The 25,689-nt window shown below is 60.5% G+C and carries 24 protein-coding genes; 8 read left to right on the top strand and 16 right to left on the bottom strand.

The features are described 5' to 3' along the window. Window positions 1-77: 77 nt before the first annotated feature. From ilvD to AC1DVF_RS01235, 6 genes are all read right to left on the bottom strand, one after another. Window positions 78-1,919: a dihydroxy-acid dehydratase gene (gene ilvD / locus AC1DVF_RS01260; RefSeq protein ID WP_099757433.1), complete on the bottom strand. Its 1,842-nt coding sequence runs from the start codon at window positions 1,917-1,919 to the stop codon at window positions 78-80. Between the two features lie 268 nt (window positions 1,920-2,187). After that, window positions 2,188-3,420 carry a multidrug effflux MFS transporter gene (locus tag AC1DVF_RS01255; protein ID WP_477781898.1) on the bottom strand — a complete coding sequence of 411 codons (1,233 nt, stop codon included), beginning with the start codon at window positions 3,418-3,420 and terminating at the stop codon, window positions 2,188-2,190. After that, on the bottom strand, window positions 3,413-4,390 hold the full coding sequence (locus AC1DVF_RS01250; protein WP_477781897.1) for a diiron oxygenase: 978 nt from the start codon (window positions 4,388-4,390) through the stop codon (window positions 3,413-3,415). The genes AC1DVF_RS01255 and AC1DVF_RS01250 overlap by 8 nt, the downstream gene beginning before the upstream one ends. Next, window positions 4,387-5,460 (bottom strand): SagB family peptide dehydrogenase, encoded by a 1,074-nt coding sequence (locus AC1DVF_RS01245; RefSeq protein ID WP_257358654.1) that lies wholly within the window; start codon window positions 5,458-5,460, stop codon window positions 4,387-4,389. The genes AC1DVF_RS01250 and AC1DVF_RS01245 overlap by 4 nt, the downstream gene beginning before the upstream one ends. Before the next feature lie 440 nt (window positions 5,461-5,900). After that, the gene (locus AC1DVF_RS01240; protein ID WP_093429813.1) at window positions 5,901-7,097 is read right to left on the bottom strand and encodes a class I SAM-dependent rRNA methyltransferase; all 1,197 of its coding nucleotides are present in this window, start codon (window positions 7,095-7,097) and stop codon (window positions 5,901-5,903) included. Between the two features lie 172 nt (window positions 7,098-7,269). After that, a complete protein-coding gene (locus AC1DVF_RS01235) occupies window positions 7,270-7,809 on the bottom strand; it encodes a type 1 glutamine amidotransferase domain-containing protein (RefSeq protein ID WP_477781896.1) in 540 nt (179 codons plus the stop codon). A gap of 228 nt (window positions 7,810-8,037) precedes the next feature. On the opposite strand from AC1DVF_RS01235, the gene AC1DVF_RS01230 reads away from it, so the two are divergent. The 3 genes from AC1DVF_RS01230 (at window position 8,038) to AC1DVF_RS01220 (ending at window position 10,068) form a co-directional block, all read left to right on the top strand. Then, window positions 8,038-8,850: an HDOD domain-containing protein gene (locus AC1DVF_RS01230; RefSeq protein ID WP_175559546.1), complete on the top strand. Its 813-nt coding sequence runs from the start codon at window positions 8,038-8,040 to the stop codon at window positions 8,848-8,850. A 12-nt stretch (window positions 8,851-8,862) separates the two neighbouring features. Next, window positions 8,863-9,675, top strand: coding sequence for a bifunctional DNA-formamidopyrimidine glycosylase/DNA-(apurinic or apyrimidinic site) lyase (gene mutM / locus AC1DVF_RS01225; RefSeq protein WP_095125836.1), 813 nt, complete (start codon window positions 8,863-8,865; stop codon window positions 9,673-9,675). Between the two features lie 69 nt (window positions 9,676-9,744). Continuing rightward, a complete protein-coding gene (locus tag AC1DVF_RS01220; protein WP_095049443.1) occupies window positions 9,745-10,068 on the top strand; it encodes a multidrug transporter in 324 nt (107 codons plus the stop codon). Between the two features lie 132 nt (window positions 10,069-10,200). Here AC1DVF_RS01220 and AC1DVF_RS01215 read toward each other — a convergent pair whose 3' ends face one another. The 5 genes from AC1DVF_RS01215 to AC1DVF_RS01195 form a co-directional block, all read right to left on the bottom strand. Further along, the gene (locus AC1DVF_RS01215) at window positions 10,201-10,452 is read right to left on the bottom strand and encodes a YfhL family 4Fe-4S dicluster ferredoxin (RefSeq protein WP_003195146.1); all 252 of its coding nucleotides are present in this window, start codon (window positions 10,450-10,452) and stop codon (window positions 10,201-10,203) included. 147 nt (window positions 10,453-10,599) lie between these two features. Beyond that, window positions 10,600-11,079: a pantetheine-phosphate adenylyltransferase gene (coaD, locus tag AC1DVF_RS01210; RefSeq protein WP_003229157.1), complete on the bottom strand. Its 480-nt coding sequence runs from the start codon at window positions 11,077-11,079 to the stop codon at window positions 10,600-10,602. A gap of 115 nt (window positions 11,080-11,194) precedes the next feature. Continuing rightward, window positions 11,195-12,790: a GMC family oxidoreductase gene (locus AC1DVF_RS01205; protein WP_093429817.1), complete on the bottom strand. Its 1,596-nt coding sequence runs from the start codon at window positions 12,788-12,790 to the stop codon at window positions 11,195-11,197. A 118-nt stretch (window positions 12,791-12,908) separates the two neighbouring features. Then, a complete protein-coding gene (locus tag AC1DVF_RS01200) occupies window positions 12,909-13,454 on the bottom strand; it encodes a twin-arginine translocation pathway signal protein (protein ID WP_460130365.1) in 546 nt (181 codons plus the stop codon). Between the two features lie 29 nt (window positions 13,455-13,483). Next, on the bottom strand, window positions 13,484-14,932 hold the full coding sequence (locus AC1DVF_RS01195; RefSeq protein ID WP_477781905.1) for a coniferyl aldehyde dehydrogenase: 1,449 nt from the start codon (window positions 14,930-14,932) through the stop codon (window positions 13,484-13,486). Window positions 14,933-15,060: 128 nt separating this feature from the next. Between AC1DVF_RS01195 and AC1DVF_RS01190 the strand changes: the two genes are divergently transcribed. Then, window positions 15,061-15,732, top strand: coding sequence for a TetR/AcrR family transcriptional regulator (locus tag AC1DVF_RS01190; protein WP_099757428.1), 672 nt, complete (start codon window positions 15,061-15,063; stop codon window positions 15,730-15,732). Between the two features lie 33 nt (window positions 15,733-15,765). Beyond that, window positions 15,766-16,620, top strand: coding sequence for a sulfurtransferase (locus AC1DVF_RS01185; RefSeq protein WP_477781895.1), 855 nt, complete (start codon window positions 15,766-15,768; stop codon window positions 16,618-16,620). A gap of 102 nt (window positions 16,621-16,722) precedes the next feature. Here AC1DVF_RS01185 and AC1DVF_RS01180 read toward each other — a convergent pair whose 3' ends face one another. The 5 genes from AC1DVF_RS01180 to AC1DVF_RS01160 all read right to left on the bottom strand — a co-directional run bounded on the left by AC1DVF_RS01180 (window position 16,723) and on the right by AC1DVF_RS01160 (window position 22,070). Further along, entirely contained in the window at window positions 16,723-17,565 is an 843-nt protein-coding gene (locus AC1DVF_RS01180; RefSeq protein WP_427119131.1) for an AraC family transcriptional regulator, read from the bottom strand. After that, window positions 17,562-18,557, bottom strand: coding sequence for a hydrolase (locus tag AC1DVF_RS01175; RefSeq protein WP_477781894.1), 996 nt, complete (start codon window positions 18,555-18,557; stop codon window positions 17,562-17,564). Before AC1DVF_RS01175 ends, AC1DVF_RS01180 begins: the two co-directional genes overlap by 4 nt. Window positions 18,558-18,620: 63 nt before the next feature. After that, complete coding sequence (rsmD, locus tag AC1DVF_RS01170; RefSeq protein ID WP_093429823.1) at window positions 18,621-19,235, bottom strand: 16S rRNA (guanine(966)-N(2))-methyltransferase RsmD; 615 nt, start codon at window positions 19,233-19,235, stop codon at window positions 18,621-18,623. After that, entirely contained in the window at window positions 19,235-20,722 is a 1,488-nt protein-coding gene (locus AC1DVF_RS01165; protein WP_186620041.1) for a M16 family metallopeptidase, read from the bottom strand. The genes rsmD and AC1DVF_RS01165 overlap by 1 nt, the downstream gene beginning before the upstream one ends. Further along, window positions 20,715-22,070 carry a M16 family metallopeptidase gene (locus AC1DVF_RS01160; protein WP_477781893.1) on the bottom strand — a complete coding sequence of 452 codons (1,356 nt, stop codon included), beginning with the start codon at window positions 22,068-22,070 and terminating at the stop codon, window positions 20,715-20,717. Before AC1DVF_RS01160 ends, AC1DVF_RS01165 begins: the two co-directional genes overlap by 8 nt. A 344-nt stretch (window positions 22,071-22,414) precedes the next feature. Between AC1DVF_RS01160 and ftsY the strand changes: the two genes are divergently transcribed. The 3 genes from ftsY to ftsX are packed head-to-tail and all read left to right on the top strand — an operon-like array spanning window position 22,415 to window position 25,577. After that, window positions 22,415-23,887 carry a signal recognition particle-docking protein FtsY gene (ftsY, locus tag AC1DVF_RS01155; protein WP_477781892.1) on the top strand — a complete coding sequence of 491 codons (1,473 nt, stop codon included), beginning with the start codon at window positions 22,415-22,417 and terminating at the stop codon, window positions 23,885-23,887. Further along, window positions 23,884-24,555 (top strand): cell division ATP-binding protein FtsE, encoded by a 672-nt coding sequence (gene ftsE / locus AC1DVF_RS01150; RefSeq protein WP_008065082.1) that lies wholly within the window; start codon window positions 23,884-23,886, stop codon window positions 24,553-24,555. Before ftsY ends, ftsE begins: the two co-directional genes overlap by 4 nt. Then, window positions 24,552-25,577, top strand: coding sequence for a permease-like cell division protein FtsX (ftsX, locus tag AC1DVF_RS01145; RefSeq protein ID WP_077574909.1), 1,026 nt, complete (start codon window positions 24,552-24,554; stop codon window positions 25,575-25,577). Before ftsE ends, ftsX begins: the two co-directional genes overlap by 4 nt. Window positions 25,578-25,689: the final 112 nt, after the last annotated feature.

Raw genomic sequence — 25,689 nt, 5'->3', positions numbered from 1 at the left:
GCAGTGACTTTGGGATTTCGGCCAGACAAAAAAATGCCCCGCACTTGGCGGGGCATTTTCTTTTCGACAGCTGAGGCTTACAGCCCGTCGAGCATCGCTTTGTTACGCACAGCACCCTTGTCGGCACTGGTCGCCAGCAGGGCGTAGGCCTTGAGGGCGGTGGTCACTTTGCGTGGACGCACCTCGACCGGTTTCCAGCCTTTCTTGTCCTGCTCGGCGCGGCGTGCCGCCAGTTCTTCGTCGCTGACCAACAGGTTGATCGAGCGGTTCGGAATGTCGATCAGCACCTTGTCGCCGTCCTGCACCAGACCGATAGCGCCGCCGGCTGCTGCTTCTGGCGAAGCGTGGCCGATGGACAGACCCGACGTGCCGCCGGAGAAACGGCCGTCGGTGAGCAGCGCACAGGCTTTGCCCAGACCTTTGGATTTCAGGTACGACGTCGGGTAGAGCATTTCCTGCATGCCCGGGCCGCCTTTCGGGCCTTCGTAGCGAATGATGACGATGTCGCCTTCCTTCACTTCGTCAGCGAGGATGCCGCGTACGGCGCTGTCCTGGCTTTCAAAGATCTTCGCGTTGCCTTCGAAGACGTGGATCGACTCGTCAACACCGGCGGTTTTCACCACGCAGCCATCGAGCGCGATGTTGCCGTACAGCACGGCCAAACCACCTTCTTGCGAATAGGCGTGTTCGAAACTGCGGATGCAGCCGTTTTCACGGTCGTCATCGAGGGTTTCCCAACGGGTCGACTGGCTGAACGCCGTCTGCGTCGGAATGCCGGCAGGACCAGCCTTGAAGAAGTGGTGCACCGCTTCATCGTCGGTCTGGGTGATGTCCCACTTGGCGATGGCTTCTTCCATGCTGCGGCTGTGCACAGTCGGCAGGTCGGTGTGCAGCAGACCGCCACGGGCCAGCGAGCCGAGGATGCTGAAGATGCCGCCAGCGCGGTGCACGTCTTCCATGTGGTACTTCTGGATGTTCGGCGCCACTTTGCACAGTTGCGGGACGCTGCGCGAGAGACGATCGATGTCGCGCAGGTCGAAATCGATCTCGGCTTCCTGAGCGGCAGCGAGCAAGTGCAGGATGGTATTGGTCGAACCGCCCATGGCGATGTCGAGCATCATCGCGTTCTCGAACGCCTTGAAGTTGGCGATGTTGCGCGGCAATACCGACTCATCGTTCTCGCCGTAGTAGCGTTTGCACAGCTCGACGATGGTGCGGCCGGCCTGCAGGAACAGTTGTTCGCGGTCGCTGTGGGTGGCGAGGGTCGAACCATTGCCGGGCAATGCCAGACCCAGTGCTTCGGTCAGGCAGTTCATCGAGTTGGCGGTGAACATGCCGGAGCACGAACCGCAGGTCGGACAGGCGCTGCGCTCGTACTCAGCGACTTTCTCGTCAGAAGCGCTGGCGTCGGCGGCGATCACCATGGCATCGACAAGGTCGAGGCCGTGGGAAGCGAGTTTGGTCTTGCCGGCTTCCATCGGGCCGCCGGAAACGAAAATCACCGGAATGTTCAGGCGCAGGGCAGCCATCAGCATGCCCGGGGTGATCTTGTCGCAGTTGGAGATGCAGACGATGGCGTCGGCGCAGTGGGCGTTGACCATGTACTCGACGGAGTCGGCGATGATTTCGCGACTCGGCAGCGAATACAGCATGCCGTCGTGGCCCATGGCGATGCCGTCATCCACGGCGATGGTGTTGAATTCCTTGGCCACGCCACCGGCGCGTTCGATTTCACGGGCGACCAGTTGACCGAGGTCCTTCAGGTGCACGTGGCCCGGTACGAACTGGGTAAACGAGTTGGCAATGGCGATGATCGGCTTTTTGAAGTCGTCATCTTTCATCCCCGTGGCGCGCCACAGTGCGCGGGCACCGGCCATGTTGCGGCCGTGGGTGGATGTTTTCGAGCGGTAATCTGGCATGGAGCACTCCGGGCGGCTAATCACTTACTAATCAGGTGCAAAAGGGGAGTGAGCTTCTATTGACGTCTGGAACACTCAGAAATGGCCGTGTGTCCGTGAAGTTGCCGATGACGTTGCGGGATCGCCGCTGGTCTCAGCCTGAGCTCATAAACCCGCCGGGGGATGAATGGCGATGAATCAGCCGATTCTACACCGCTGGCGTCTGGAGGGAATGGCGCAAAGCGTTGTTCCAGTGCCGACGGCGTGTATGGGATGACGACCGGCGGGTTTAATCACCGCCGGTCTGCGCCATGACGTTGCCTTCAAGGTTTTTCGCGCGACGGCTGAGCCGGTTGTTGAGCACCAGCGCGATCGCGCTCAGCAGCACAAAGCTGTAGCCCAGCGTCAATTGCAGATTGGCCGGACTGAGGCTGATCAATGCGCTGATCAGGCCGCCACAAATAAAGATAATCGTACTGCCCGCCGAGGCCGATGTGCCGGCGTTCTCAGGAAACAGGCCCATGGCCCGAGAGGTGGCGGCAGGGCGGGCAATGGTGGTGCCGGCGGTGCAGATCAGCATCGGGATCAACACCGTGGCCGGCGCCAACACATGATTGGCTGCCAGGTACAGCATTGCCAGTCCCGAAAGCAGTATCAGGCTCAGCCCGGTGAAGATTTGCTGAACCGGCGTGATGCGTCGATTGAGTACCGCGGCGATGATCCCGCCGACAACATACGCCGCACCGTAAACCAGCAGGATCAGCGAAAAGTCGTAAGGCGCGAGTTGCAGTTGGTCCATGAAAATCAGCGGCGAAATCACGATGAACGAGAAGTGGCAGGCGAAGGCGAACGCTGAAACCAGCCAGTAGCCGACAAACTCGAAGTCCCCCAACACGCGTCGGTAGGATTGAATGAAGCCGGTCGGCGAACCACCTGAGGCCGGTCGGCTGCTCGGTAAAAACAGCCAGGCCTTGATCAGCACCGTGGCGGACAGTGCGCAAAAGATCCAGAAGCTGCCGCGCCAACCAAGTGTCGCCTGGAGAAAAGTCCCGGCCAGCGGCGATACCGAAATGAATATCCCGGTCGCCGTGACCATCAGGATCCGTAACCGGTCGCGCTCTTCACCTTCGAACAGATCCTGCACCAGTGCCTGCGACAGCACGAAACATCCACAGCCCAAGGCCTGCATCACCCGAAATATCAGGAATAGCGTGTAATCGGAGGTCATCACGCAACCGAACGCACCCAGCATCGATACGCTCATGCCGGCGAGTAACAGGCCCTTGCGCCCGATCACGTCCGAGAGGGGGCCGATCAAAAGCTGGGCAAACGCGATCCCCACGGCGAACAGGCTGATGGACAGTGCGATGTCTGCCGGTGAACGGAGAAAGTGCGTCGCCATTGCCGGAAAGGAGGGCAGCAGCACGTCCAGTGGAAACACACCCAGCAGCACCATGGCCAGCAACAGGCTGACAGCGGCGCGGCGCTGCCTGGTGGTTGCCACGGATTGTCCTTTATCCATCGATCAGTCCTGCCTTGGCGAAAAGTTTCTGGTTATGGGGAAGTGCGAAAAAACCGGCCTTGCCTAGTGCGTCCAGCGTTGCGATGGCGCCTGATCGTGCACGGGCCCGGTTGGCTTGCACCGTCGCCATGCCGCCGACGATTTGTTTCACGTCACTGTCGGCGATGCCTGCCCCTCGCAGGCTCTGTTGCAGCCAGCGTTCGTCGGCCTCGAAAAAAATCCCGATGATCTCCAGCAGTGTCCGGCTCACAAACGCACGCTGGCGGCTGTTCATCGACAGCCAGAAATAATGGAACACCTCGCTGAAGTAGCGGCTGTGGCGGGCTTCGTCAGTCAGGTGGTCGCGCAGCATGTCGTTGACGCTGGACACCAGGCTGTCGCGGCAGACGTCCAGCAGCTCGCGGGCAATGATGGTTTCCGAGACGAAACCGAGCAGAAACCATGCCAGTGGCCGGTTGTTTTCCGGGGTGCGGGCGATCAGTGCGTTGAGGCGGCTGATGCGCTTCGGAATCGTCGGACGTCCGGTGAACCCGTAAAACGCGGCGATCTGTTCGGCGAGACGATTGGAGAACAGCGCGTGATAACCCTCGTCGGTATAGAGCTGCAGCGCGGCGTGCTTCATCGGCAGAGGCACGTAAAGGGGCAGTTCCCGGTGCACGATGACTTCCACTGCACGATTGACGATGCGGTGTTCAAGCAAGGTGGTGTAATCGAGAAAATGCACCAGATGGTTGGCTGCCAGTCGATGCTGTACGTCGCGCCCCGCCGCCTGGATGGCCGGATGTGCCAGATAAGGCAGAAATGCCGGCGGGAACCAGTGGCGGGTTTGCAGTTGCAGCGGCACATCGGCGGGCAATTGATAGTCATGGGTACTGCTGCGCACCGAGGCCCGGCTTTCCCAGTCTCCCAAGGTAAATTTGAGCGCCCAGGACACCGGCGCTTGATCAGGGTCGGCCATCGACAGGGTCATGCCTGTCCCTCGCGCAACAGCTCGCGCATTTCGTGGCACATCACTTGCCCGTCGCTTTGTCCACAGCCAACAAAGAACAGCGGTTGTTCAGCGCTGCCCTCGAGATTGAGCAGTGCTTCGACCTGCTGGTCGGCAAATGCGCCGGTCAGCCAGGTGTTGAGGCCCAGTGCCGTGGCGACCAGTTGAAAGGTTTGCGACAAGTGGCCCGCTTCAACGAAGGCCATGCGATAGGCCCGCGAGTGTTCGTACTTCCACCAGAGCCGGTCAAAACGGGCGGTGATGAACAACCCCAGCGGCAGGTTGTTGATGAAGTGCTGACCGCCGAGCAATTGGCCCAGCGCTGGTTGAGGCAGCGGATTGATCCGGCTCAGGGTGTGGTCGGCCGGATGATAGGCATAGATGCCCGGTTCCAGGCCATCGACGTTCTGCACCAGGAGGAAGCCTTCGCAAGCGTTCAGGCCCCCCGCGGAAGGACTGCTTCGCCGTGCGCTTAGTCCTTGGGCGATGCTGTCGTCGCGATCATTGTCTCGTTCATGGAGATAACCGAGGGAAAGGTAAAGCAGGGTGCCGACGTCCTTCAGCGTTATCGCTGCACCTGTATAGGAGCGGCAGGTTTTGCGCTGGAGCAGAACATTTCCCAGACGGTCGTTATTCAAAGCGCCCGGCGCAGGCAGGGCGATACGCTGCTCGGGTGCTGGCGTCGGGCGGTCTGCTGCAGGCTGTGGGGTGGCCAGTACTTCGTTGCAGTGCGCCAGATATTGCCTGGACCACTCGTGAATATTCTGTGGGGTATGTTCGCAGGGAATATTTTGTGTGCCGATGTGATAAATCTTCGACAGCTCATCCCAGCCCCATGGCGGATTGTCTATTTTTGAAACGGTAAGAATATCTGCGCTCAATAGTTGTGTGTCTATTATGTTGTGCGCGTCGAACAGTTGAGGGTTGTTTATTAGTTGCGCAAGGCGAGTTGCATAGTTCAGATCAAGTTCGTGTTGTGTATGGTTTTTATAATTCCACACAACTTGTCCGGTCTGGCGCGGCAATATAAACAAGTAAGGATTGATGTGCATATTGATCGTTTCACTATGGAAGAAGTCAAAAGGACGCCGGGTTGCCGGCACTCCCCAGCGTCCTGACTTACTTAGCGGGCTTTAGGGGCAACCAGAAAAGCCAGGTTTGCGATTTTTTTACTTTCCAGAGAAATACTTTTCATGATGTGAACTCCTTGTTCATTGATAGTTGAAGTCACCTCGTGGTGACAACTTCATAATAGTTTGTAATGGATTATTGGCAAGGGGATATTAGGTAGGAAATTTCCAGTAATTTTGTCGGAGTAATCTTTAGCTGGAAATAAACTTGTAGGGCAAGTTTCAGTAATTAAAAGACGTAAGGAAATGTCCTGCATGTCTGCGGGAATATAATTGTAGGAAGTCCAGGAAGATAGTGAAGGGAAGGGCGATGCCAGAAACCAAAACGGGGAGCCTGCTGGCTCCCCGTTATCCGCAAAAAATCAGCTGTTGGGCAGCAGGCGGCAGGTGATGCTCTTGATGTAGCGTGTTTCGGCGATGGCAGGGTGCACCGGGTGATCCGGACCCTGGCCGCCCCGCTCGAGCAACTGGATGTTGCGATCCAGGTGACGGGCGCTGGTCAGCAGGATGTTCTGCAGGTCATCTTCCGGCAGGTGCATCGAGCACGACGCGCTGACCAGGATGCCGTCCTTGTTGAGCAGGCGCATGGCTTGCTCGTTCAGGCGACGGTAGGCGCCTTCGCCGTTTTTCATGTCTTTCTTGCGTTTGATGAACGCTGGCGGGTCGGCCACGATCACGTCGAAGCGCTCTTCGCTGGCTTTCAGCTCTTTCAAGGCTTCGAAGACGTCGCCTTCGATGCAGGTCATCTTGTCGGCGAAACCGTTCAGCGCGGCGTTGCGCTCAACGCCGTCGAGGGCGAAAGCCGAGGCGTCGACGCAGAACACTTCGCTGGCGCCGAACGCAGCAGCCTGCACGCCCCAGCCACCGATGTAGCTATAGAGGTCGAGGACGCGTTTGCCTTTGGCGTAAGGGGCCAGGCGTGCACGGTTCATGCGGTGGTCGTAGAACCAGCCGGTTTTCTGCCCCTGAATGACCGGGGCTTCGAACTTCACGCCGTTCTCTTCCAGCGCCACCCACTCCGGCACCAGGCCGAACACGGTTTCGACGTAGCGGTTGAGGCCTTCGGCATCACGGGCTGCGGAGTCGTTCTTGAACAGGATGCCGCTTGGCTTGAGCACTTGGGTCAGGGCCGCGATCACGTCATCTTTGTGCGCTTCCATGGTCGCCGAGGCGATCTGCACCACAAGGATGTCGCCGAAACGGTCAACGACCAAGCCTGGCAACAGGTCGGAGTCACCGTAGACCAGACGGTAGAACGGTTTGTCGAACAGGCGCTCGCGCAGTGACAGGGCCACGTTCAGACGGTGCACCAGCAGCGACTTGTCCAGCGCAACTTTAATATCGCGCGACAGCAGGCGGGCGCAGATCAGGTTGTTCGGGCTCATCGCCACGATGCCCAACGGCTTGCCGCCAGCGGCTTCGAGGATGGCCTGGTCGCCGGCATTGAAGCCGTGAAGCGGGGTGGCGGCTACATCGATTTCGTTGCTGTAGACCCACAGGTGACCGGCGCGCAGGCGACGGTCGGCGTTGGCTTTGAGGCGCAAGCTAGGCAGGGACATGACGTCGCTCCGGAAAAAAGAGCGGGAGTATAGCGTGTTGCGACTTGTGCCGGGTTTGATGAGCGATGAAACGCTGATGGCCTCTTCGCGAGCAGGCCCGCTCCCACAGGGACCTTGTGTCGATCCAGAATCTACTGTGTGAGCGAGCTTGCTCGCGAGACGGCCTCGAATACTACGCCGACAGCGCGGTGATCAACTCCTTGCTGAACGCCGGAATATCATCCGGCTGACGGCTGCTGATCAGGTGACCATCCTTGACCACTTCTTTATCGACCCAGTTGGCCCCGGCATTCACCAGATCATCCTTGAGTGTCTTGTAACTGGTCATGGTCTTGCCGTTGACCAGCCCGGCGGAAATCAGCAGCCATCCGCCATGGCAGATCACCGCAATCGGTTTGCCGGCAGAGGCGCCGGTCTTGACCAGGTGCTGGGCATCCTGATCGATGCGGATGGTGTCGGAGTTCTGCACGCCGCCCGGCAGGACGATCGCGTCGTACTGCTCGCTGCTGGCGCTCTGGAAAGTCTGGTCGACCTCGAAGTCGTCCGCTGGTTTATCGTGGTTCCAGCCTTTGACCTTGCCGGTCTCGGCGGAGAGGATGTCGACTTGCGCGCCCGCTTGCTCCAGTGCCTGCTTGGGACCGGTCAGTTCGACCTGCTCGAAACCGTCTGTTACCAAAATGGCGACGCGTTTGCCGTTGAGGGAAGTGGCCATCGATAAGCTCCTGAGTCTGTGGGAGTTTGCCGCCGCAATGGGCCGGTGTGACCCGTTGGGCATTACAGATTCCGAAGCCTGGACGTGAATGAAAGTTCCTGACAATTGCCCACTGGTGTGTCGTCGTGCGGTTTTTAGAGGTTAGAATCGCCGCCTGTCCCAGAGTGTGTACTTATGTCCCAAGAGCTGACCACCGAACAGATTCAACAATCGCTGCAAGGCATCAGCGTGCCTGCGCAACCGCAGATCATGGTGGATCTGCAAATGGAGCAGTACATGCCCGACCCGGACCTGGAGGTGATCGCCAAGCTGATCGCCCAGGATCCCGGGCTGTCCGGCTCGTTGCTGAAGATCGTCAACTCGCCGTATTACGGCTTGAGCAACAAAATCACCTCGATTCAGCGCGCGGTGAACCTGCTGGGTAGCCGCTCGATCATCAACCTGATCAACGCGCAGTCGATCAAGGGCGAGATGAACGACGACACCATCGTCACCCTTAACCGCTTCTGGGACACCGCCCAGGATGTGGCGATGACCTGCCTGACGCTGGCCAAGCGTATCGGCACTCAGGCCGGTGACGAGGCTTACGCCTTGGGCCTGTTCCACGATTGTGGTGTGCCGTTGATGCTGCAACGGTTTCCCAATTACATGACGGTGCTGGAAAAGGCTTACGCCAATGCCAGCGCCGAATGTCGGGTGGTCGACACCGAGAACAGCGAGTTCAACACCAACCACGCGGTGGTCGGCTACTACACCGCCAAGTCGTGGCGCCTGCCGGAGCATGTCAGTGCGGCGATCGCCAATCACCACAACGCCCTGGCGATCTTCAGCGATGAATCGTCGCGCAACAGTCAGCTGAAAAACCTCCTGGCGATCCTGAAGATGGCCGAGCATATTTGTGCGTCATACCGTGTGCTGGGCAACCAGACCGAAGATTCCGAATGGAACGCCGTCGGCCCGCTGGTACTCGACTATGTAGGACTGTCGGATTACGACTTCGAAACTCTCAAACAAACAATCCGCGACCTCGGCGCGCATTGATCCGAGAACGCCATGCCTGAACTGCCAGAAGTCGAAACCACCCGTCGCGGGATTGCCCCGCACCTGGAAGGCCAGCGCGTCAGTCGGGTGATCGTGCGTGACCGGCGGTTGCGCTGGCCGATCCCCGAAGACCTCGATGTGCGCCTGTCGGGGCAGCGCATCGTGCTGGTCGAGCGTCGCGCCAAGTATCTGCTGATCAACGCCGAAGTCGGCACGCTGATCAGCCACTTGGGCATGTCGGGTAATTTGCGTCTGGTTGAAGCCGGATTGCCGGCGCTTAAGCACGAACACGTCGATATCGAGCTGGAGTCAGGGCTGGCGCTGCGCTACACCGATCCGCGCCGGTTCGGCGCGATGTTGTGGAGCAACGACCCGCTCAATCATGAACTGCTGATTCGCTTGGGGCCTGAGCCACTGACCGATCTGTTCGACGGCGAGCGCTTGTTTCAGCTATCACGCGGGCGGTCGATGGCGGTCAAGCCGTTCATCATGGACAACGCAGTGGTGGTCGGGGTCGGCAATATTTACGCGACCGAAGCGCTGTTCGCCGCCGGGATTGACCCGCGCCGCGAGGCCGGGGGCATTTCCCGGGGGCGCTATCTGAAGCTGGCGATAGAGATCAAACGCATTCTGGCCGCTGCCATCGAGCGCGGAGGTACGACGCTGCGCGATTTCATTGGCGGCGACGGTCAGCCGGGGTATTTCCAGCAGGAACTGTTTGTCTATGGCCGTGGCGGTGAACACTGCAAGGTCTGCGGTACCGGTTTGCGTGAAGTGAAGCTCGGCCAGCGTGCCAGTGTGTTCTGCCCGCGCTGCCAGACCTGAGACAACAGGCTGAAAAAGTCTTACGGTCTATAGTGAGTGGTCTCACTGTTCAGCCCGAAGGATCGTGCCATGAAATCCTTGCAAACCCTCGTTATTACGCTGCTGCTGTGTTCCAGTCTGGCGGTTCAGGCCACGGAAAACGGCAGCGGTGACCCGCGCTACACCATCCAGAATCCACCGGCCTACGCGATGATCGGCGACTTGCTGATTGCCCGACCTTTATTGGTGGTGGCGACGGTCATCGGTGCGGGGGCGTTCGTCGTGTCGTTGCCGTTCACCGCACTGGGCGGCGGGGTGGGCGATGCCGGGCAGGCGCTGGTAGTTGATCCGGCTAAAGCCGCTTTTGTGCGGTGCCTGGGGTGTATCGGGGAGGGGTTTGAGCAGCGCGAGTAAGCTGAGCAGGGATTTCCTGTGTGGCTGACGGCCCTTTCGCGAGCAAGCTCGCTCCCACATTGGAACGCATTTTAAATGTGGGAGCGAGCTTGCTCGCGAAGAGGCCCGAAAGAGCGCTACAAATCCGGCGGATCAAGCCTTGCCAGTGATCTTGCGGTATTTCTCCATCAACTGTTCTTCAGTCTCCGGATGCGCTTCGTCCAGCGGAATGCAATCCACCGGGCAGACCTGCTGGCATTGTGGTTCGTCGTAGTGGCCGACGCACTGGGTGCACAGGTTCGGGTCGATCACGTAGATCTCTTCGCCTTGGGAGATGGCGGCGTTCGGGCACTCGGGTTCGCAGACGTCGCAGTTGATGCAATCGTCGGTGATGATCAGGGACATGCTAACTCCAGCCGGGGCGGCAGGCCCGGGCGCTATAAATCAATGCGCGCAATTGTGCCGCATTGGCGAGCGCAGTGCACGCGGCTGCGATCAAGGGCACGAGACTGCAATCTTTTAAAAGCAAAAGATCACAGCCTTCGGCAGCTCCTACTTCTTGAAGCGCAGGGTCAACGCATCAGCCACGGCCGGGTGGACGAACTTGCTGATATCGCCGCCCAGCGCGGCAATTTCCCGCACCAGCGTCGAGGAAATGAACGAATAACGCTCGGACGGCGTGAGAAACAGGCTCTCCACATCCGGGGCCAACTGACGGTTCATGTTGGCCAGCTGGAATTCGTATTCGAAGTCCGACACCGCACGCAGGCCGCGCAGGAACACGTTGGCGTTCTGCTCTTTGGCGAAATGCGCCAGCAGTGTCGAGAAACCGACCACTTCCACGTTCGGCAGGTGTTTGGTCACTTCGCGAGCCAGTTCTACCCGTTGTTCCAGCGGGAACAGCGGGTTTTTCTTCGGGCTGGCAGCGACTGCAATAATCACGTGGTCGAACAGGCGCGAGGCGCGTTCGACCAGATCGCCATGGCCCTTGGTAATAGGGTCGAAGGTACCTGGGTACAACACTCGGTTCATCGCGTCGTCCTGGCGGGAGTCCGTTGGGGAGTCGGATGGTATCGCAGCCGTCCCGGTCGGCCAAGTCGCCTGTTGGGTAAGAAAGCACTATAGACGAGGCGATTAATCGGTTTTTTCACGGGTTTCTCAGCCGATCGGCGAGGGAAGTCGCCAGTTGCGCGGTCAGGCCATACACCGATAGCTGCGGGTTGGCGCCGATGCTGGTAGGGAACAGCGAGCCGTCGTGAATCGACAGATTAGCCAGTTGATGATGCCGGCCGAGACTGTCGGTGACTGCGCTTTTCGGCTCTTCGCCCATCGCGCAACCGCCCATGACGTGCGCGCTGCCCAGACGCGTGCGGTACAGCTCAAGGCTCAAACCATCGATCAACGTGCGGGCCTCGGCCAGGGTTTTCACGTAACGGGCGTCGGCGTGCATCGGCATCACCGCTTTCGCGCCGCCGGCGAACTGGATTTCGGCCATGACGTGAAAAGCCCGGCGCAAGCCTTCCCAGGCGTAGGGTGACACCTGATAGTCGAGCACCGGCGAACCATCGCCACGCAGCTCGACGGTGCCGCCCGTGCTGTCCGGGTGAAAACCGTCACGCAGCAAGGCCAGCATGGCGTGGGTGTGCGGCAGGTCCGCCATGTGTTGCGCGCTCTCTGCGCCAAAGCCGCCGAGCAGGGTGGCAGCCAAGGCCGGATGCAACGGCGGCACTTCGAGTTTGAAGGCCATCGGCCCGCTGGTGCCGTCCTTCCACTGGAAATGGTCGGAGTAGATCGACTGCGGCGCCCCGTAAAACGGGTTGATGACTTCGTCGAAGCGCGCTGCGGACATGTTCACCGGGTGCAGGAAGGTACGTTTTCCCAGGGTTTTATGTGGGTCCGCAGCATCCGAACGCAGCAGCAGCGCCGGGCTGTTGATGCCGCCGCCGGCGAGCACGTAATGCCGCGCCTTGACCGTGATCTTGCGCCCGGTCGGCGTGACGCAACGTTCGTCCATCGCCACGCATTGCAGGCCAGTGACCTTGTCGCCGTTGATCAGCAGCTTCTCCGCGCGGGCCAGATAAAGCAGTTCGCCGCCCTTTTCCAGAGTCGCCGGAATGGTCGTGACCATCATCGATTGTTTGGCATTGGTCGGACAGCCCATGCCGCAATAGCCGAGGTTCCAGCAGCCGCGCACGTTACGTGGGATCACGTGCCAGCTATAGCCAAGTTGCTCGCAGCCTTTACGGATCACGTCGTTGTTGGCATTGGGTGGCACCCTCCACGGGGCGACGCCGAGGCGCTGCTCCATTTTCTCGAACCACGGCGCCATCTCGGCAGGGCTGTGACCTTTGACGTTGTGTTCCTTGGCCCAGTGCTCGAGGGTCGGCTCCGGGGTGCGAAAGCTCGAGGTCCAGTTGATCAGCGTCGTGCCGCCGACCGCGCGGCCCTGAAGAATGGTGATCGCGCCGTCCTTGCTCATGCGCCCGATGCCTTCCTGATAAAGGCTGCTGTAGGCCTTGTCTTCGAGCATTTTGAAATCTGAACTGGTTTTCAGCGGGCCTTCTTCGATCAGCAGAACTTTGTAGCCGGCAGCGCTGAGGATTTCTGCCGTGGTGCCGCCACCGGCGCCGCTGCCGATGATGGCCACGTCGGCTTCAAGGCTGAGATCGTCGCTCAGTTGTGCGCCGTTGTAGGTTTTCCAGCCTCGGGCGAGGCCTTCGCGGAACGGGTCGGGTACGGGCATCGATCAGGTTCTCTTGTTTTTGTTGTTCTGGCGGGCCTCATCGCGAGCAGGCTCACTCCTACAGGGAATGCATTTCAAATGTGGGAGCGAGCTTGCTCGCGAAGGGAGCGACACGGTTTCAGACGCTAGGCGGCCCTGGATAACCGCAATGCACCCACGATTCTGCGCGGGTATACCAGGCCATCATCACCATCTGCTGCAACGAGCTACGCCCCATGCGCAGTAGGTTCAGCGAACTGTTTTCCCAGCGATCAAGGAAATGCCGCATGGCCTCGGCACTGGCGTTCTCCCAACTGCCCCAGATCCCGGTGAGTGGCCCGCGCGTCACGGCCATGCCGAGTACGTCGAACAGTTGCCGGGTGAGCTTGAGCATTTCCGGCGACAGGTGATCAAGGCTGTAGTCCAGCGACTTGAGCGTGCCATCAACCGCGCTCGGCATCTTCTCGGCTGCCACTGCGCCGTCGAGCATCACCGGAATCAGCGCGCGCAGAAACAGCAGGTCGCCGTCACGCAACGAGACAAAACCGTTGGCCGCGACGCTCGATGAACAGCCACTGAGGCTGGCGCCGAGTCCGGCGGTGGCGAGAAACGCCGTGGCGCCGAGGCTGAATTTCAGCAGGCCACGGCGCGACAGTGCAGGTGTTTCGGTCAGGCTTGGGTGCATTGTTTTTATTACCCGGCGGTGACAAAGGTTTAGCGAATGAACAGCTTCTGGATCAGTTTCTGAATCGATGTGCCGTAGGGCGGGTAAATCAGTCGGGCTGCGTTGAAGCGCTGTTTAATCAGCACGCCCTTGGCTTTGCTGAAGGTCAGGAAGCCTTCGTGACCGTGGTAGTGGCCCATGCCCGAAGCGCCGATGCCACCGAATGGCATATCGTCCTGAGCCACATGCAGCAAGGTGTCGTTCAGGCACACACCGCCGGAATGAGTTTCGTGTAGCACCCGGTTCTGTTCGCGTTTGTCGTAGCCAAAGTAGTAAAGAGCCAGAGGACGTGGCCGCTGATTGATGTAAGCAAATGCCTGCTCCAGGTCCTGATACGGCACGATCGGCAGCAGCGGGCCGAAGATTTCGTCCTGCATCACCGTCATCTCATCGCTGACATTCAGCAGCACACTGTGTGGCATGCGTCGGCCCTGGCCCTGCTCGAACAGCGGAATCAACAGCGCGCCCTTGCTGGTGGCGTCGCTTACATAACCGTTGAGCCGCGCCAGTTGGCGTTCGTTGATGATCGCCGTGTAGTCCGGATTGTCGGTGAGTGTCGGGTAAAAACCCTGCACCGCCTGGCGATAGGCTTCGACAAAAGCACCGACCCGGTCTTCCGGCACCAGCACGTAATCCGGGGCAACGCAGGTCTGGCCGGCGTTGAGGGTTTTACCGAAGGCTATGCGCTCGGCGGCATCTTTGAGCGGTACATCGCGGGAGACGATGGCCGGCGACTTGCCGCCCAGTTCCAGGGTGACCGGGGTGAGGTTTTCGGCGGCGGCGCGCATCACGTGTTTGCCGATGCTGGTGGCGCCGGTAAACAGCAAGTGGTCGAAGCGCAAGCGCGAGAACGCCACGCCGATGTCGGCTTCACCGAGCACCACGCAGACCAGGTCTTCGGGGAAGATCCGCGCCAGCAATTCCTTGAGCAATAGGCCGGTGGCGGGGGTTGATTCACTGAGTTTGAGCATCACCCGGTTACCCGCCGCCAAGGCGCCAACCAGCGGGCCAACCGCCAGATACAACGGGTAATTCCACGGCACAATGACGCCGACTACGCCCAGAGGCTGATACACCACTTTTGCCGAAGCGGGCTGAAACGCGATGCCGACCTTGCGCCGCGAAGCTTTCATCCAGCCTTTGAGATGGCGGCTGGCGTAATGAATGCCGTGCAGGCTCGGCATCAGTTCGGCGAGCAAGGTTTCGTCGCCACTGCGATGGCTGAAATCGGAGCTGATCGCCTCGATCAAGGCCTGACGCTCGTTGCTGAGCAAATCACTCAGGGCCTTGAGCCATTGCTGGCGCTGGGCGGCGGGCGGCATCGGATTGGCGGCATACGCAGCCCGCTGCGCCTCGAACAACCGGTCCAGTTCGGCCAGCGGTTGTTGCAGCGTTTGCAGGTAAGCAACGTCGGCAGTCATGGTCTGCTCCGGATTTATTGTAGTGATGAACTTTTTAGAGTCTATGCTCTAGAAAGTCAAATGACTTCCTTGCACGGCAGTGTTTTATCCATTTCCGGTTAGGTCGTAAGATGCTCCCCAACGCACTCTGAATTAAAGCTCAAGCCATGGCCCCACGAATAAAAACCAGCGAGCGTATCGTGCTGAACAGCCTTGAACTGTTCAATCAGCAGGGTGAGCGCAGCATCAGCACCAATCATATTGCCGCCCACATGGAGATTTCTCCGGGCAACCTGTACTACCACTTCCCCAACAAGCAGGCGATCATCGCCGTGTTGTTCAGTGAGTACGAAAGCCTCGTGGACAGCTTTCTGCGTCCGCCGCAGGGGCGCGCGGCGACGGTCGAGGACAAGCGTTTCTATCTCAAGGAATTGCTCTCGGCGATGTGGCGCTACCGCTTTCTGCACCGCGATCTGGAGCATCTGCTCGACAGCGATCCGGAACTGGCCGCCCGCTATCGGCGCTTTTCCCAGCGCTGCGTGATTCAGGGCGCGGCGATCTACGAAGGTTTTGTTTCCGCCGGGATCCTTGATATGGATCGCGTGCAGATCGAATCCCTGACCCTCAATGCCTGGATCATCCTGACGTCCTGGGTGCGCTTCCTGTGCACTACGCGCGAAAACTCCAACCACCTCAGTGAACAAGCTATTAAACGTGGCGTGTATCAGGTACTGGTGCTTGAAGCCGGGTTTGTCACCGAGCAGGCGCGTGACGAGGTCAATGCGTTGTTCGAGGAGTTCTACGTGCCGCTGGCCCAGGCCCTCGAAGACGTGAAATAAACCGTTCTGTTGAAATCCCTCAGGGAGCCCGTTATGCCGATTGCGCAACTGATCAGCCCCGAAGCACTGGACGCCCGCAAGGTGCAGCCGGGACTGGTGATTCTCGATTGTCGTTTTGCCCTCGAAGACCCGGACTACGGTCAGCGCAGCTATGCCGAAGGGCACATTGCCGGGGCGAGCTTTGCCGACCTTGAGCGTGACCTCAGCGGTAAAGTGGTCAAAGGCGTGACTGGCCGTCACCCGTTGCCCGAGCCGGCGGCGTTGATCGAGCGGCTGCAGGCGTGGGGCATCAACAAGGACAGCGACGTGGTTTTGTACGACGACGGTCCCGGTGCCTACGCGGCACGGGCGTGGTGGTTGCTGGCGTGGCTGGGCAAGCGCGATGGCGTGTTCATTCTCGATGGCGGGCTCAAGGCGTGGCATGCGGCGGGGCTCCCGCTGAGCCTGGATGCGCCGACGGTTACCCGTGGCAATTTCAGTGGCCAGCCGGACACCCGCCTGCTGCTCAGCGCCGAGCAACTGCAACAGCGCCTTGGTCAACCGGCGCTGACGTTGATCGATGCCCGGGCTTTGCCGCGTTTCAAAGGTGAGGTCGAGCCGATTGATCCGGTTGCCGGGCATATTCCCGGTGCGCAATGCGCGGCGTTCACCGACAACCTCGGCAGCGATGGACAATTCCTGCCGGCGGATCAACTCAAGCAGCGTTTTGCCGCGAAGCTCGGTGAGCGTTCGCCAGCGGATCTGGTTGCGTATTGCGGGTCCGGCGTGACGGCGTGTCACAACCTGTTTGCCTTGTGTCTGGCGGGTTATCCGTTGGGATCGTTGTATGCCGGATCGTGGAGTGAGTGGATCAACGAGCCTTCGCGCGGTATCACCACCGGCGAATAACCAACACCTGTGGGAGCGAGCCTGCTCGCGAAGGCGTCGGATCAGTCGACATTAATGTTGAATGAACAACCGCTTTCGAGAGCAGGCTCGCTCCCACTTTGGTTATTCGTTGTCTGAAGGAAGCTGTCGGGCGCTGCGGTAAGCGGCGGGCCCGACACCATAAGCCTGCTTGAACTGTCGACTCAGATGGCTCTGGTCGGCAAAGCCCAGTTGCGTGGCGACTTCAACCGGCAAGCAGCCGTGCTGCAGGAGTGCGCGGGCCTGTGCGATGCGCTGCTGCATCAGCCAGGTGTGCGGCGGCATGCCGGTGGCGCGACGGAATACTCGGGCGAAATGGAAGGGTGACAGATTGACCGCCGCCGCGAGCTCTTCCAGCGATGGCGGCGCCGCCAGTTGCGCGCGCAGCAGTTCTTTGCCCAACAGCACCGCGCGGTGTTCCTTGCCGGCTCGGCCGGGCACGGGCACTGCCGCATGGCGCTGCAACAGCCGCAACATCATCTCGCGCCACACCGTCTGCTGTTGCAGCGCGGTGGTCGGGCTTTCGAGCAGACGGTGCAACTGCGCAAAGCCGTTGACCAGATCCGCATCGCGATACAACGTGGCGCCGAACGCCGGCAGGTTGCTGGTGGACAGCTCCAGCTCATCCAGCAGCGAAACGATTTGCGCGGTATCGGGATAAAACGCCCGGTACAGCCAGCCGTCCTCGGTGCCCTTGTGCCCGGTATGCAGCTCGTCCGGATTGATCAGTACCAGCGTGCCGCTGCCCGCCAGATGCTCGGCGCCGCGATAGCGATAACGCTGGGCGCCGGCCATGATCATGCCGATCACATAGCCGTCATGCACATGCGGGGCGAAGCGATGCTCGATGTAGCGCGCCGACAGCAACTCGACCCCGGCCAGCGGCGCGGTTTGCCAGAAGCGGATCGACTCGCCCTGATCGCTCATGCGGACACGCGAGCCAGCCACTGCGGGATGCGCCGCTCCAGGTAGTAACCGGGCTGACGCAGCGAGCCTTCGACAAAGCCGACATGCCCACCGCGTGCCTGCAATTCGAAGACGGTTGACGCCGATAGCTCATTGGCCTGCGGCAAACTGTGCGGGAACACGAAAGGATCGTCCGCCGCCTGAATGATCAGGGTCGGCGTGCGGATCTCGCCGAGGAAATAGCGGCTAGAAGCGCGGCGATAGTAATCCTCGGCATCCTCGAACCCGTGCAACGGCGCGGTTACCCGGCCATCGAAATCCCAGAAGGTGCGCATGTTTTCCAGCGAGCCGAGGGCGGCCAGCGCGGCGAGTCCTTCTTCACGCCCGTCGTGTTGAAACTGCCGCTGCTTGTTCTTGATATAGGCGACCATCTCGCGCATGAAGTGCGCCTGATAGACCTTGGAAAACCCCTGGCCGATGCGGTCGGCGCATTGGTCGAGGCGAAACGGCACTGATACCGCTACGGCGCCGAGCACGCCGCTGGCGCTGCCGGTTTCCCCGAGGTGTTTGAGCAGCACGTTGCCGCCCAGGGAGTAGCCGACGGCATACAGCGGTGCCAGCGGTCGTTTGGCGCGCAGATGTCTGATGGTTTCGGCGAGGTCTTCGCTGGCGCCGGAGTGATAGCTGCGCGGCAGCAGATTCGGTTCGCCAGAGCAGCCGCGCCAGTTCAACGCAACACTGGCCCAGCCTTGATCAGCCAGTGACTTCTGGATGCCCGCTACATAAGGTGAATTGGAGGAGCCGGTCAGGCCGTGCAATACCAGCACCAGTGGTGCATCGGCGGTGTGCGGGCCGTGCCAGTCGAGATCGAGAAAGTCGCCATCCTCAAGCCACAGGCGTTCGCGGTCACGCTCGATATGTACGGTTTTGCGCCACAGCGGCCCCCACAATGTTTGCAGGTGCGGATTGCCGAGGCCGAAGGCGGGGTTGAAGCGTTCTGAAGAGGCGGACACGATGGTTCTCGATGCAGAGCGGCGACCCTGTTGGAAGGGGCGCCGCTTATTCAGACCGGTCGGTTAACCGGCGATCTCTGCCGTACGTTGCCACAACGCGTAATAAACCCGGCCGGATTTCTGCTCGCGATGCAGGCGCCAGTTGCCCGGCAGGCCCAGCGTCGATGGCGCCGTTTCGCTTTCAGTGTAGATCCACGAGTCCGGCGCCAGCCACTGGCGCTCTTCGAGCAAGGTGCAGACGGCAGGCAGCAGGTTCTGGTTGAACGGCGGGTCGAGGAATACCAGATCGAACGGAGTTGCGGTCTGGGTTTCCAGATAACGCAGGGCGTCGGCGGTCTGTACCTGGCCGTTGGTGCAGCGCAGCGTGCCGAGGTGTTCTTTCAGGCTGGACACTGCAATGTTGCTGGCATCCAGCGCCTGACCCATGGCCGCGCCACGGGACAGCGCTTCGAGAAACAGCGCGCCACTGCCGGCGAACGGATCAAGCACCTTGGCCCCTTCAACGTACGGTGCGAGCCAGTTGAACAAGGTTTCACGCACGCGATCCGGCGTCGGGCGCAGGCCCGGTGCGTCGGGGAAGCTCAGCTTGCGGCTGCGCCATTGGCCGCCAATGATGCGCAACTGGTTCACACCGTTGTGAACATTTTGCGCAGGTTTCTTGGGTGCTCGAGTCGCCATTAATGCTCCGGAACCCCGAGCGGTTGCTCGGCAGGTTTATCAGATGGGGCCGGTAACGGCTTTTGCGGCACGGTCGGGCCAGCGGTGACGATGACCATTTTGTCCGTGCTCAGGTGTTTGTTCAGAGCGTCGCGGACTTGCTCCACGGTCAGGCTTTGCGACTGACGCATGAAGTCATCCAGGTAGCTCAGCGGCAGATTATAGAAGCCCATCGCGCCGAGTTGGCCGACGATATCGGCATTGCTCGCGGTGGACAGCGGGAAGCTGCCGGCCAGTTCGCGTTTGGCGTCGTCGAGTTCCTTCTGCGTCGGCCCGGTTTTCAGGTAGTCAGCGAGCACGTCCTGCACCAGTTTCAGGGTGCCCTCGCTCATTTCTGCGCGGGTTTGCAGGTTGATCATGAACGGGCCACGTACCTGCATCGGGCTGAACGCCGAGTACACGCCGTAGGTCAGGCCGCGCTTCTCGCGCACTTCACTCATCAGGCGCGTGCCGAAACCGCCGCCACCGAGGATCTGGTTGCCCATCGACAGCGCGGCGTAATCCGGATCGTCACGGTCGATACCCAGTTGCGCGATCATCAGATTGGTCTGCTTCGACGGGAACTCGATATGGCCTGTGCTGGCCTTCGGTTCCTGTGGCTGGGCGATCTTCGCCAGCGCCGGGCCTTTCGGCAGGGCAGAAGAGACCTGATTGGCAATTGCTTCGGCGTCCGCCCGCGACAGGTCGCCGACCAGCGCGATCACCACGTTGCCAGCGGCGTAGGCCTTGGCGTGGAACTCACGCAACTGCGCGAGGGTGATCTTCGGCACGCTCTGCGGGTTACCGTCACTCGAATGCGCGTACGGATGATCGCCGTACAAGCGCTTCATCAGCTCAAGGCTGGCGAGTTTGCCGGGGTTCTGTTTCTGGTATTCGAAACCGGCGAGCAGCTGGTTCTTGATGCGTGCGAACGAATCGGCCGGGAAGGTCGGTTTGCCAACCACTTCCGCAAACAGCTTCAGCGCCGGTTCACGCTTGTCGGTGGCACTCAAGCTGCGTAGCGAAGCCAGCGCCATGTCCTTGAAAGCACCGTTGCCGAAATCCGCACCGAGGCCTTCGAAGCCTTGCGCGATGGCGCCGACGTCTTTACCGGCGACACCTTCGTTGAGCATTGCGTTGGTCAGCACCGCCAGACCCGACGCGCTGCCGTCCTGGCTGCTGCCGGCGGCGAAGATCAGGCGCATGTCGAACATCGGCAGCTCATGGGCTTCGACGAACAATACTTTGGCGCCTTCGGCGGTGTTCCAGGTTTGCACGTCGAGTTTGCGGCTGGCCGGGGCCTTGCCGTCGAGTTCGGTCAGTGATTGCAGCTTCTGGCTGGTCTTGGCGTTGTCGAGGGCTTCGCTGGCATTGCTGTCAGCGCCAGGCGACAGGTACAGCGCGGCAGAGCCGATCACCGCCACGGCGATCAGGCCGAGCAGCAGGCGTGGGGATTTGCGCTTACTCATGAGTCGTCTCCAGTGGCAGGACGTGGGCGACGCTGAGACGTTCGCGGGTGAAATACAGCTTGGCGGCGTTCTGGATGTCTTGCGGGGTCACGCTTTCCAGATCGGCGAGTTCGGTGTCCATCAGTTTCCACGACAGACCGACGGTTTCCAGTTGGCCAATAGCGGTGGCCTGGCTGGTGATCGAATCACGTTCGAAGACCAGACCGGCAATCACTTGTGCTCGCACGCGCTCCAGTTCTTCAGCGGACGGCGCGGTGGTTTTCAGCTGTTCCAACAGCTTCCACAGACCTGCCTCGGCTTGCGCGATGGTCTTTTTCTTCTGGGTGTTCGGGGTTGCCGCCAGGGTGAACAGACTGTCGCCACGGGTATAGGCGTCGTAGCTCGACGAACCGCCGGAGACCAGCTCTTCGCCGCGCTCCAGTTGCGTCGGGATGCGCCCGCTGTAACCGCCGTCGAGCAGGGCCGAGATCAGGCGCAGGGCGTTGACCGAGCGCTTGTCTTCAGCCGTGGCGATGCTTGGCACGTTGAAACCGAGCATCAGGCTAGGCAATTGCGTCTGCACGTGCAGGGTGATCTGGCGTTCGCCGGGTTCGGCCAGCTCCAGCGGTTTTTTCGCTGGCGGCACGTCGCGTTTGGCGATTGGGCCGAAGTAGCGTTGAGCGAGGGTTTTCACTTCGTCCGGAGTAACGTCACCGACTACGACCAGCGTGGCGTTGTTCGGCACGTACCAGGATTGGTACCAGTGGCGCAGCTCCTCGACTTTCATCCGGTCGAGGTCGGCCATCCAGCCGATGGTCGGCGTATGGTAACCGCTGGCCGGGTAGGCCATGGCCTTGTAGCGCTCGTAAGCCTTGGACATCGGCTTGTCATCGGTGCGCAAACGGCGCTCTTCCTTGATGACTTCGATTTCCTTGGCGAACTCGTCGGCCGGCAGGCGCAGATTGGCCATGCGGTCGGCTTCCAGTTCGAACGCTACACCCAGACGGTCGCGGGCCAGCACCTGGTAATAGGCAGTGAAGTCGTCGCTGGTGAAGGCGTTCTCTTCGGCGCCGAGGTCACGCAGGATCAGCGAGGCTTCGCCGGGACCGACTTTTTCACTGCCCTTGAACATCATGTGCTCAAGCGCGTGGGACAGACCGGTCTGGCCCGGGGTTTCGTAGCTGGAGCCGACCTTGTACCAGACCTGCGAGACCACCACCGGCGCGCGATGGTCTTCGCGCACGACGACCTTGAGGCCGTTGTCGAGGGTGAATTCGTGAGTCGGTTGCGGGTCGGCCGCCAGGGCCGAAAGGGGCAGGCAGACTGTGCTGAGCAGCAGGCCTGCAGCGCGGCGGGCTAGAGCATTCATTCGTTTTTTAACCTGTTGGGCTGCCCGCTTGGTCTTAGCGTCGGCGGGCGAGAGGGTGCTAGGATACTGATCCGTTTTACCGGCGACCACGCCTATCAGGTTTTCAGACCTGATCTGGCTGAATGGGTTTGCGGCAGAAAGCTACGGTTTATCGACTAAACTTCGCTTTTTCGCCGAATTTGCCGGTTTAGTCCTTCGTTTATACGATTCTTTGAGGTGCCGCTGGCGCCTCGACAAAATGTTGCGCGTGAACAAGCTGGATGAAACACAGTCTGTTCTGCATCGAATATTTATTTGCCGGGGCGCCCTTATGGCGCGTCGCTACCGTGAGATAGCCGTCCTCCATGTTTGGTTCCAACGACGACAAGAAGACCCCAGCTGCGGCTGGCGAGAAGAAAAGCCTGTTCGGATGGCTGCGTAAGAAACCGCAGGAACCCGTCGTCGAACAGCCGCCGGTGACTCCTGAGCCAGCGCCTGCGCCGGCGCCAGTCATAGAAGAAGAGCCGGCACCGATTGTGCTGCCGATTGCCGAGCCGGTGTTGCAACCGGTTGAGCCTGAGCCTGAAGCGCCTGTGGCGGCTGAGCTACCACTGACTCCTGCGGCTGAACCGTGGCTGACCTTGCCGGTGGCGGAAGAGCCGGTGGCGTTGGTTGAAGAGGCTGCGCCGCATATCACCCCGATGATTCCTGCGCCTGCTGCGTTCGTTCCAGAGGTTGCTCCGGCGCCGGTGGTTGAGCCGGTTGTCGAGCCTGTTGCGCCCGTGTTTGTTGCGCCAGTTGTTCAACAGCCTGCACCTGCACCTGCACCGGTCGTCGCTGCTCCAGTTGTGCCGGTTGAAGTGGTTACCGAGGCCCCAGTCGAAGCCCCGCGCACCGAAGAAGCCAAAGCCGGTTTCTTCGCCCGCCTCAAGCAAGGCCTGTCGAAAACCAGCGCCAGCATCGGCGAGGGCATGGCCAGCCTGTTCCTCGGCCGCAAAACCATCGATGACGATCTGCTCGATGACCTCGAAACCCGTCTGCTCACCGCCGACGTCGGCGTCGAAGCCACCACGCAGATCATCCAGCGCCTGACCCAGAAGGTCGCCCGCAAAGAGCTGGCCGACGCCGACGCGCTGTACAAATCCCTGCAGGCCGAACTGGCGGCGATGCTCAAGCCGGTCGAACAACCGCTGAAAATCGTTTCGCAGAACAAGCCGTTCGTGATTCTGGTGGTGGGCGTCAACGGCGCCGGCAAAACCACCACCATCGGCAAACTGGCGAAGAAGCTGCAACTGGAAGGCAAGAAAGTCATGCTCGCCGCCGGTGACACCTTCCGCGCCGCTGCCGTGGAACAGCTGCAAGTCTGGGGCGAGCGCAACAAGATCCCGGTCATCGCCCAGCACACCGGCGCCGACTCGGCTTCGGTGATCTTCGACGCCGTGCAGGCCGCCAAGGCCCGTGGTATCGATGTATTGATCGCCGACACCGCCGGTCGCCTGCACACCAAAGACAACCTGATGGAAGAACTGAAAAAAGTTCGCCGGGTGATCGGCAAGCTCGACGCCGACGCGCCGCACGAAGTGCTGCTGGTGCTCGACGCCGGCACCGGCCAGAACGCCATCAACCAGGCCAAGCAATTCAACCAGACCGTCGAACTGACCGGCCTGGCGCTGACCAAGCTCGACGGTACCGCCAAGGGCGGGGTGATTTTCGCCCTGGCCAAGCAGTTCGGCTTACCGATCCGCTACATCGGCGTCGGTGAAGGCATCGACGATTTGCGTACCTTTGAAGCCGAACCCTTTGTCCAGGCACTGTTTGCCGAGCGGGAGCGTTCATGATTCGTTTCGAACAGGTCGGTAAACGCTACCCGAACGGTCACGTCGGCTTGCATGAGCTGAGCTTTCGAGTCCGTCGTGGCGAGTTCTTGTTTGTCACCGGCCACTCCGGCGCCGGTAAATCCACGTTGTTGCGCCTGTTGCTGGCGATGGAGCGTCCGACCAGCGGCAAACTGCTGCTGGCCGGGCAAGACCTGAGCACCATCAGCAACGCGCAGATTCCGTTCCTGCGTCGGCAGATCGGCGTGGTGTTCCAGAATCACCAACTGCTGTTCGATCGCACGGTGTTCAACAACGTCGCCTTGCCGCTGCAGATTCTTGGCTTGTCCAAGGCCGAAATCGCCAAGCGTGTCGACTCGGCGCTGGAGCGCGTGGCGCTGTCGGATAAAACCGATCTGTACCCGGGCGACCTGTCCACCGGTCAGCAACAGCGCGTCGGCATCGCCCGCGCCATCGTGCACCGCCCGGCCTTGCTGCTGGCGGACGAACCGACCGGTAACCTCGACCCGCGTCTGGCGGCGGAAATCATGGGCGTATTCGAAGACATCAACCGTCTGGGCACCAGCGTGCTGATCGCCAGTCACGACCTGGCACTGATCGCGCGCATGCGTCACCGCATGCTGACCCTCCAACGCGGCCGATTGATTGGCGACGGGGAGGCCGGAGAATGAGTGCCACACGCAGTCCGAAGGTTTCCGAACGCGTGGCCCCGAAAGCCGCCGATCCGCAGCCACCGAAGAAGAAAAAACACGACGAAGACGATGGCCCGGACTTCGCCACGCTGTTCCGTGCCTGGGTCGAAAGCCATCGCGCCAGTCTGCTCGACAGCCTGCGTCGTCTCGGCAAGCAGCCGATCGGCAGCTTCTTCACCTGCATGGTGATGGCGGTCGCGCTGAGTCTGCCAATGGGCTTGTCCCTGTTGCTCAACAACGTCGAGCGTCTTGGCGGTTCGTGGCAGCGTGCGGCGCAGATTTCGCTGTATCTGCAACTCGACGCCAGCCCGGAGCAGGGCGAGTCGTTGCGCGAGCAGATCAAAGGCATGCCCGGCGTAGCGGATGCTGAATATGTCGGCCGCGATCAGGCGCTGGAAGAGTTTCAGCAGCAATCCGGGTTGGGCGAAGCCCTGCGCGAGCTGCCGGAGAACCCGTTGCCGGGCGTGGTGCTGGTCACCCCGAACGAGGTCGACAAGCCGACGCTGGAAGCATTAAGACAAAAACTTTCCGAATTGCCCAAGGTACAACAGGCGCAACTTGATCTAGTCTGGGTCGAGCGTTTGGCCGCGATCCTCAAGCTTGGCGATCGTTTTGTCTTCGGTCTGACGGTGCTGCTGGTTTCTGCATTACTTTTGGTGATAGGCAATACCATTCGTCTTCATATTGAAAACCGCCGCACCGAGATAGAAGTGATTAAACTCGTCGGCGGCACTGACAGTTATGTGCGTCGCCCTTTCCTTTATATGGGCGCGTTGTATGGCTTCGGTGCGGGGCTACTGTCCTGGGGTGTATTGGCGTTCGGCCTGAACTGGCTGAACGATGCGGTGGTTGGACTGGCCGGCTTGTACGGCAGTGATTTCGCGCTGGCCGGAGTGCCAGTTGCCGACGGTCTGTCGCTCTTGCTTGGCGCGGTGCTGTTGGGTTATATCGGTGCATGGATTGCAGTCGCACGCCATCTCAGGGAGCTGGCGCCGAAGTAGAATCTTTTTTGCGCGTGATTGACCTCGCGGTTTTTTTGGGAACTTGCACTTGAATTCCCGGTCAATTTTTCGCAGTGCCGAGAGGCACGAGTATGTAAGTGGGAGGTTTTTT

It is taken from the genome of Pseudomonas sp. P4_D7 (assembly GCF_056401755.1).
Note: the sequence above shows the minus strand (reverse complement) of the source record. Positions and strands in the feature narration are given on the sequence as shown.

Coding starts and splice junctions, on each gene's coding strand:
- ilvD (WP_099757433.1), bottom strand. CDS start 1,919: ATGCCAGATTACCGCTCGAAAACATCCACCCACGGCCGCAACATGGCC.
- AC1DVF_RS01255 (WP_477781898.1), bottom strand. CDS start 3,420: ATGGATAAAGGACAATCCGTGGCAACCACCAGGCAGCGCCGCGCCGCT.
- AC1DVF_RS01250 (WP_477781897.1), bottom strand. CDS start 4,390: ATGACCCTGTCGATGGCCGACCCTGATCAAGCGCCGGTGTCCTGGGCG.
- AC1DVF_RS01245 (WP_257358654.1), bottom strand. CDS start 5,460: ATGCACATCAATCCTTACTTGTTTATATTGCCGCGCCAGACCGGACAA.
- AC1DVF_RS01240 (WP_093429813.1), bottom strand. CDS start 7,097: ATGTCCCTGCCTAGCTTGCGCCTCAAAGCCAACGCCGACCGTCGCCTG.
- AC1DVF_RS01235 (WP_477781896.1), bottom strand. CDS start 7,809: ATGGCCACTTCCCTCAACGGCAAACGCGTCGCCATTTTGGTAACAGAC.
- mutM (WP_095125836.1), top strand. CDS start 8,863: ATGCCTGAACTGCCAGAAGTCGAAACCACCCGTCGCGGGATTGCCCCG.
- AC1DVF_RS01220 (WP_095049443.1), top strand. CDS start 9,745: ATGAAATCCTTGCAAACCCTCGTTATTACGCTGCTGCTGTGTTCCAGT.
- AC1DVF_RS01215 (WP_003195146.1), bottom strand. CDS start 10,452: ATGTCCCTGATCATCACCGACGATTGCATCAACTGCGACGTCTGCGAA.
- coaD (WP_003229157.1), bottom strand. CDS start 11,079: ATGAACCGAGTGTTGTACCCAGGTACCTTCGACCCTATTACCAAGGGC.
- AC1DVF_RS01205 (WP_093429817.1), bottom strand. CDS start 12,790: ATGCCCGTACCCGACCCGTTCCGCGAAGGCCTCGCCCGAGGCTGGAAA.
- AC1DVF_RS01200 (WP_460130365.1), bottom strand. CDS start 13,454: ATGCACCCAAGCCTGACCGAAACACCTGCACTGTCGCGCCGTGGCCTG.
- AC1DVF_RS01190 (WP_099757428.1), top strand. CDS start 15,061: ATGGCCCCACGAATAAAAACCAGCGAGCGTATCGTGCTGAACAGCCTT.
- AC1DVF_RS01185 (WP_477781895.1), top strand. CDS start 15,766: ATGCCGATTGCGCAACTGATCAGCCCCGAAGCACTGGACGCCCGCAAG.
- AC1DVF_RS01180 (WP_427119131.1), bottom strand. CDS start 17,565: ATGAGCGATCAGGGCGAGTCGATCCGCTTCTGGCAAACCGCGCCGCTG.
- rsmD (WP_093429823.1), bottom strand. CDS start 19,235: ATGGCGACTCGAGCACCCAAGAAACCTGCGCAAAATGTTCACAACGGT.
- AC1DVF_RS01165 (WP_186620041.1), bottom strand. CDS start 20,722: ATGAGTAAGCGCAAATCCCCACGCCTGCTGCTCGGCCTGATCGCCGTG.
- AC1DVF_RS01160 (WP_477781893.1), bottom strand. CDS start 22,070: ATGAATGCTCTAGCCCGCCGCGCTGCAGGCCTGCTGCTCAGCACAGTC.
- ftsY (WP_477781892.1), top strand. CDS start 22,415: ATGTTTGGTTCCAACGACGACAAGAAGACCCCAGCTGCGGCTGGCGAG.
- ftsE (WP_008065082.1), top strand. CDS start 23,884: ATGATTCGTTTCGAACAGGTCGGTAAACGCTACCCGAACGGTCACGTC.
- ftsX (WP_077574909.1), top strand. CDS start 24,552: ATGAGTGCCACACGCAGTCCGAAGGTTTCCGAACGCGTGGCCCCGAAA.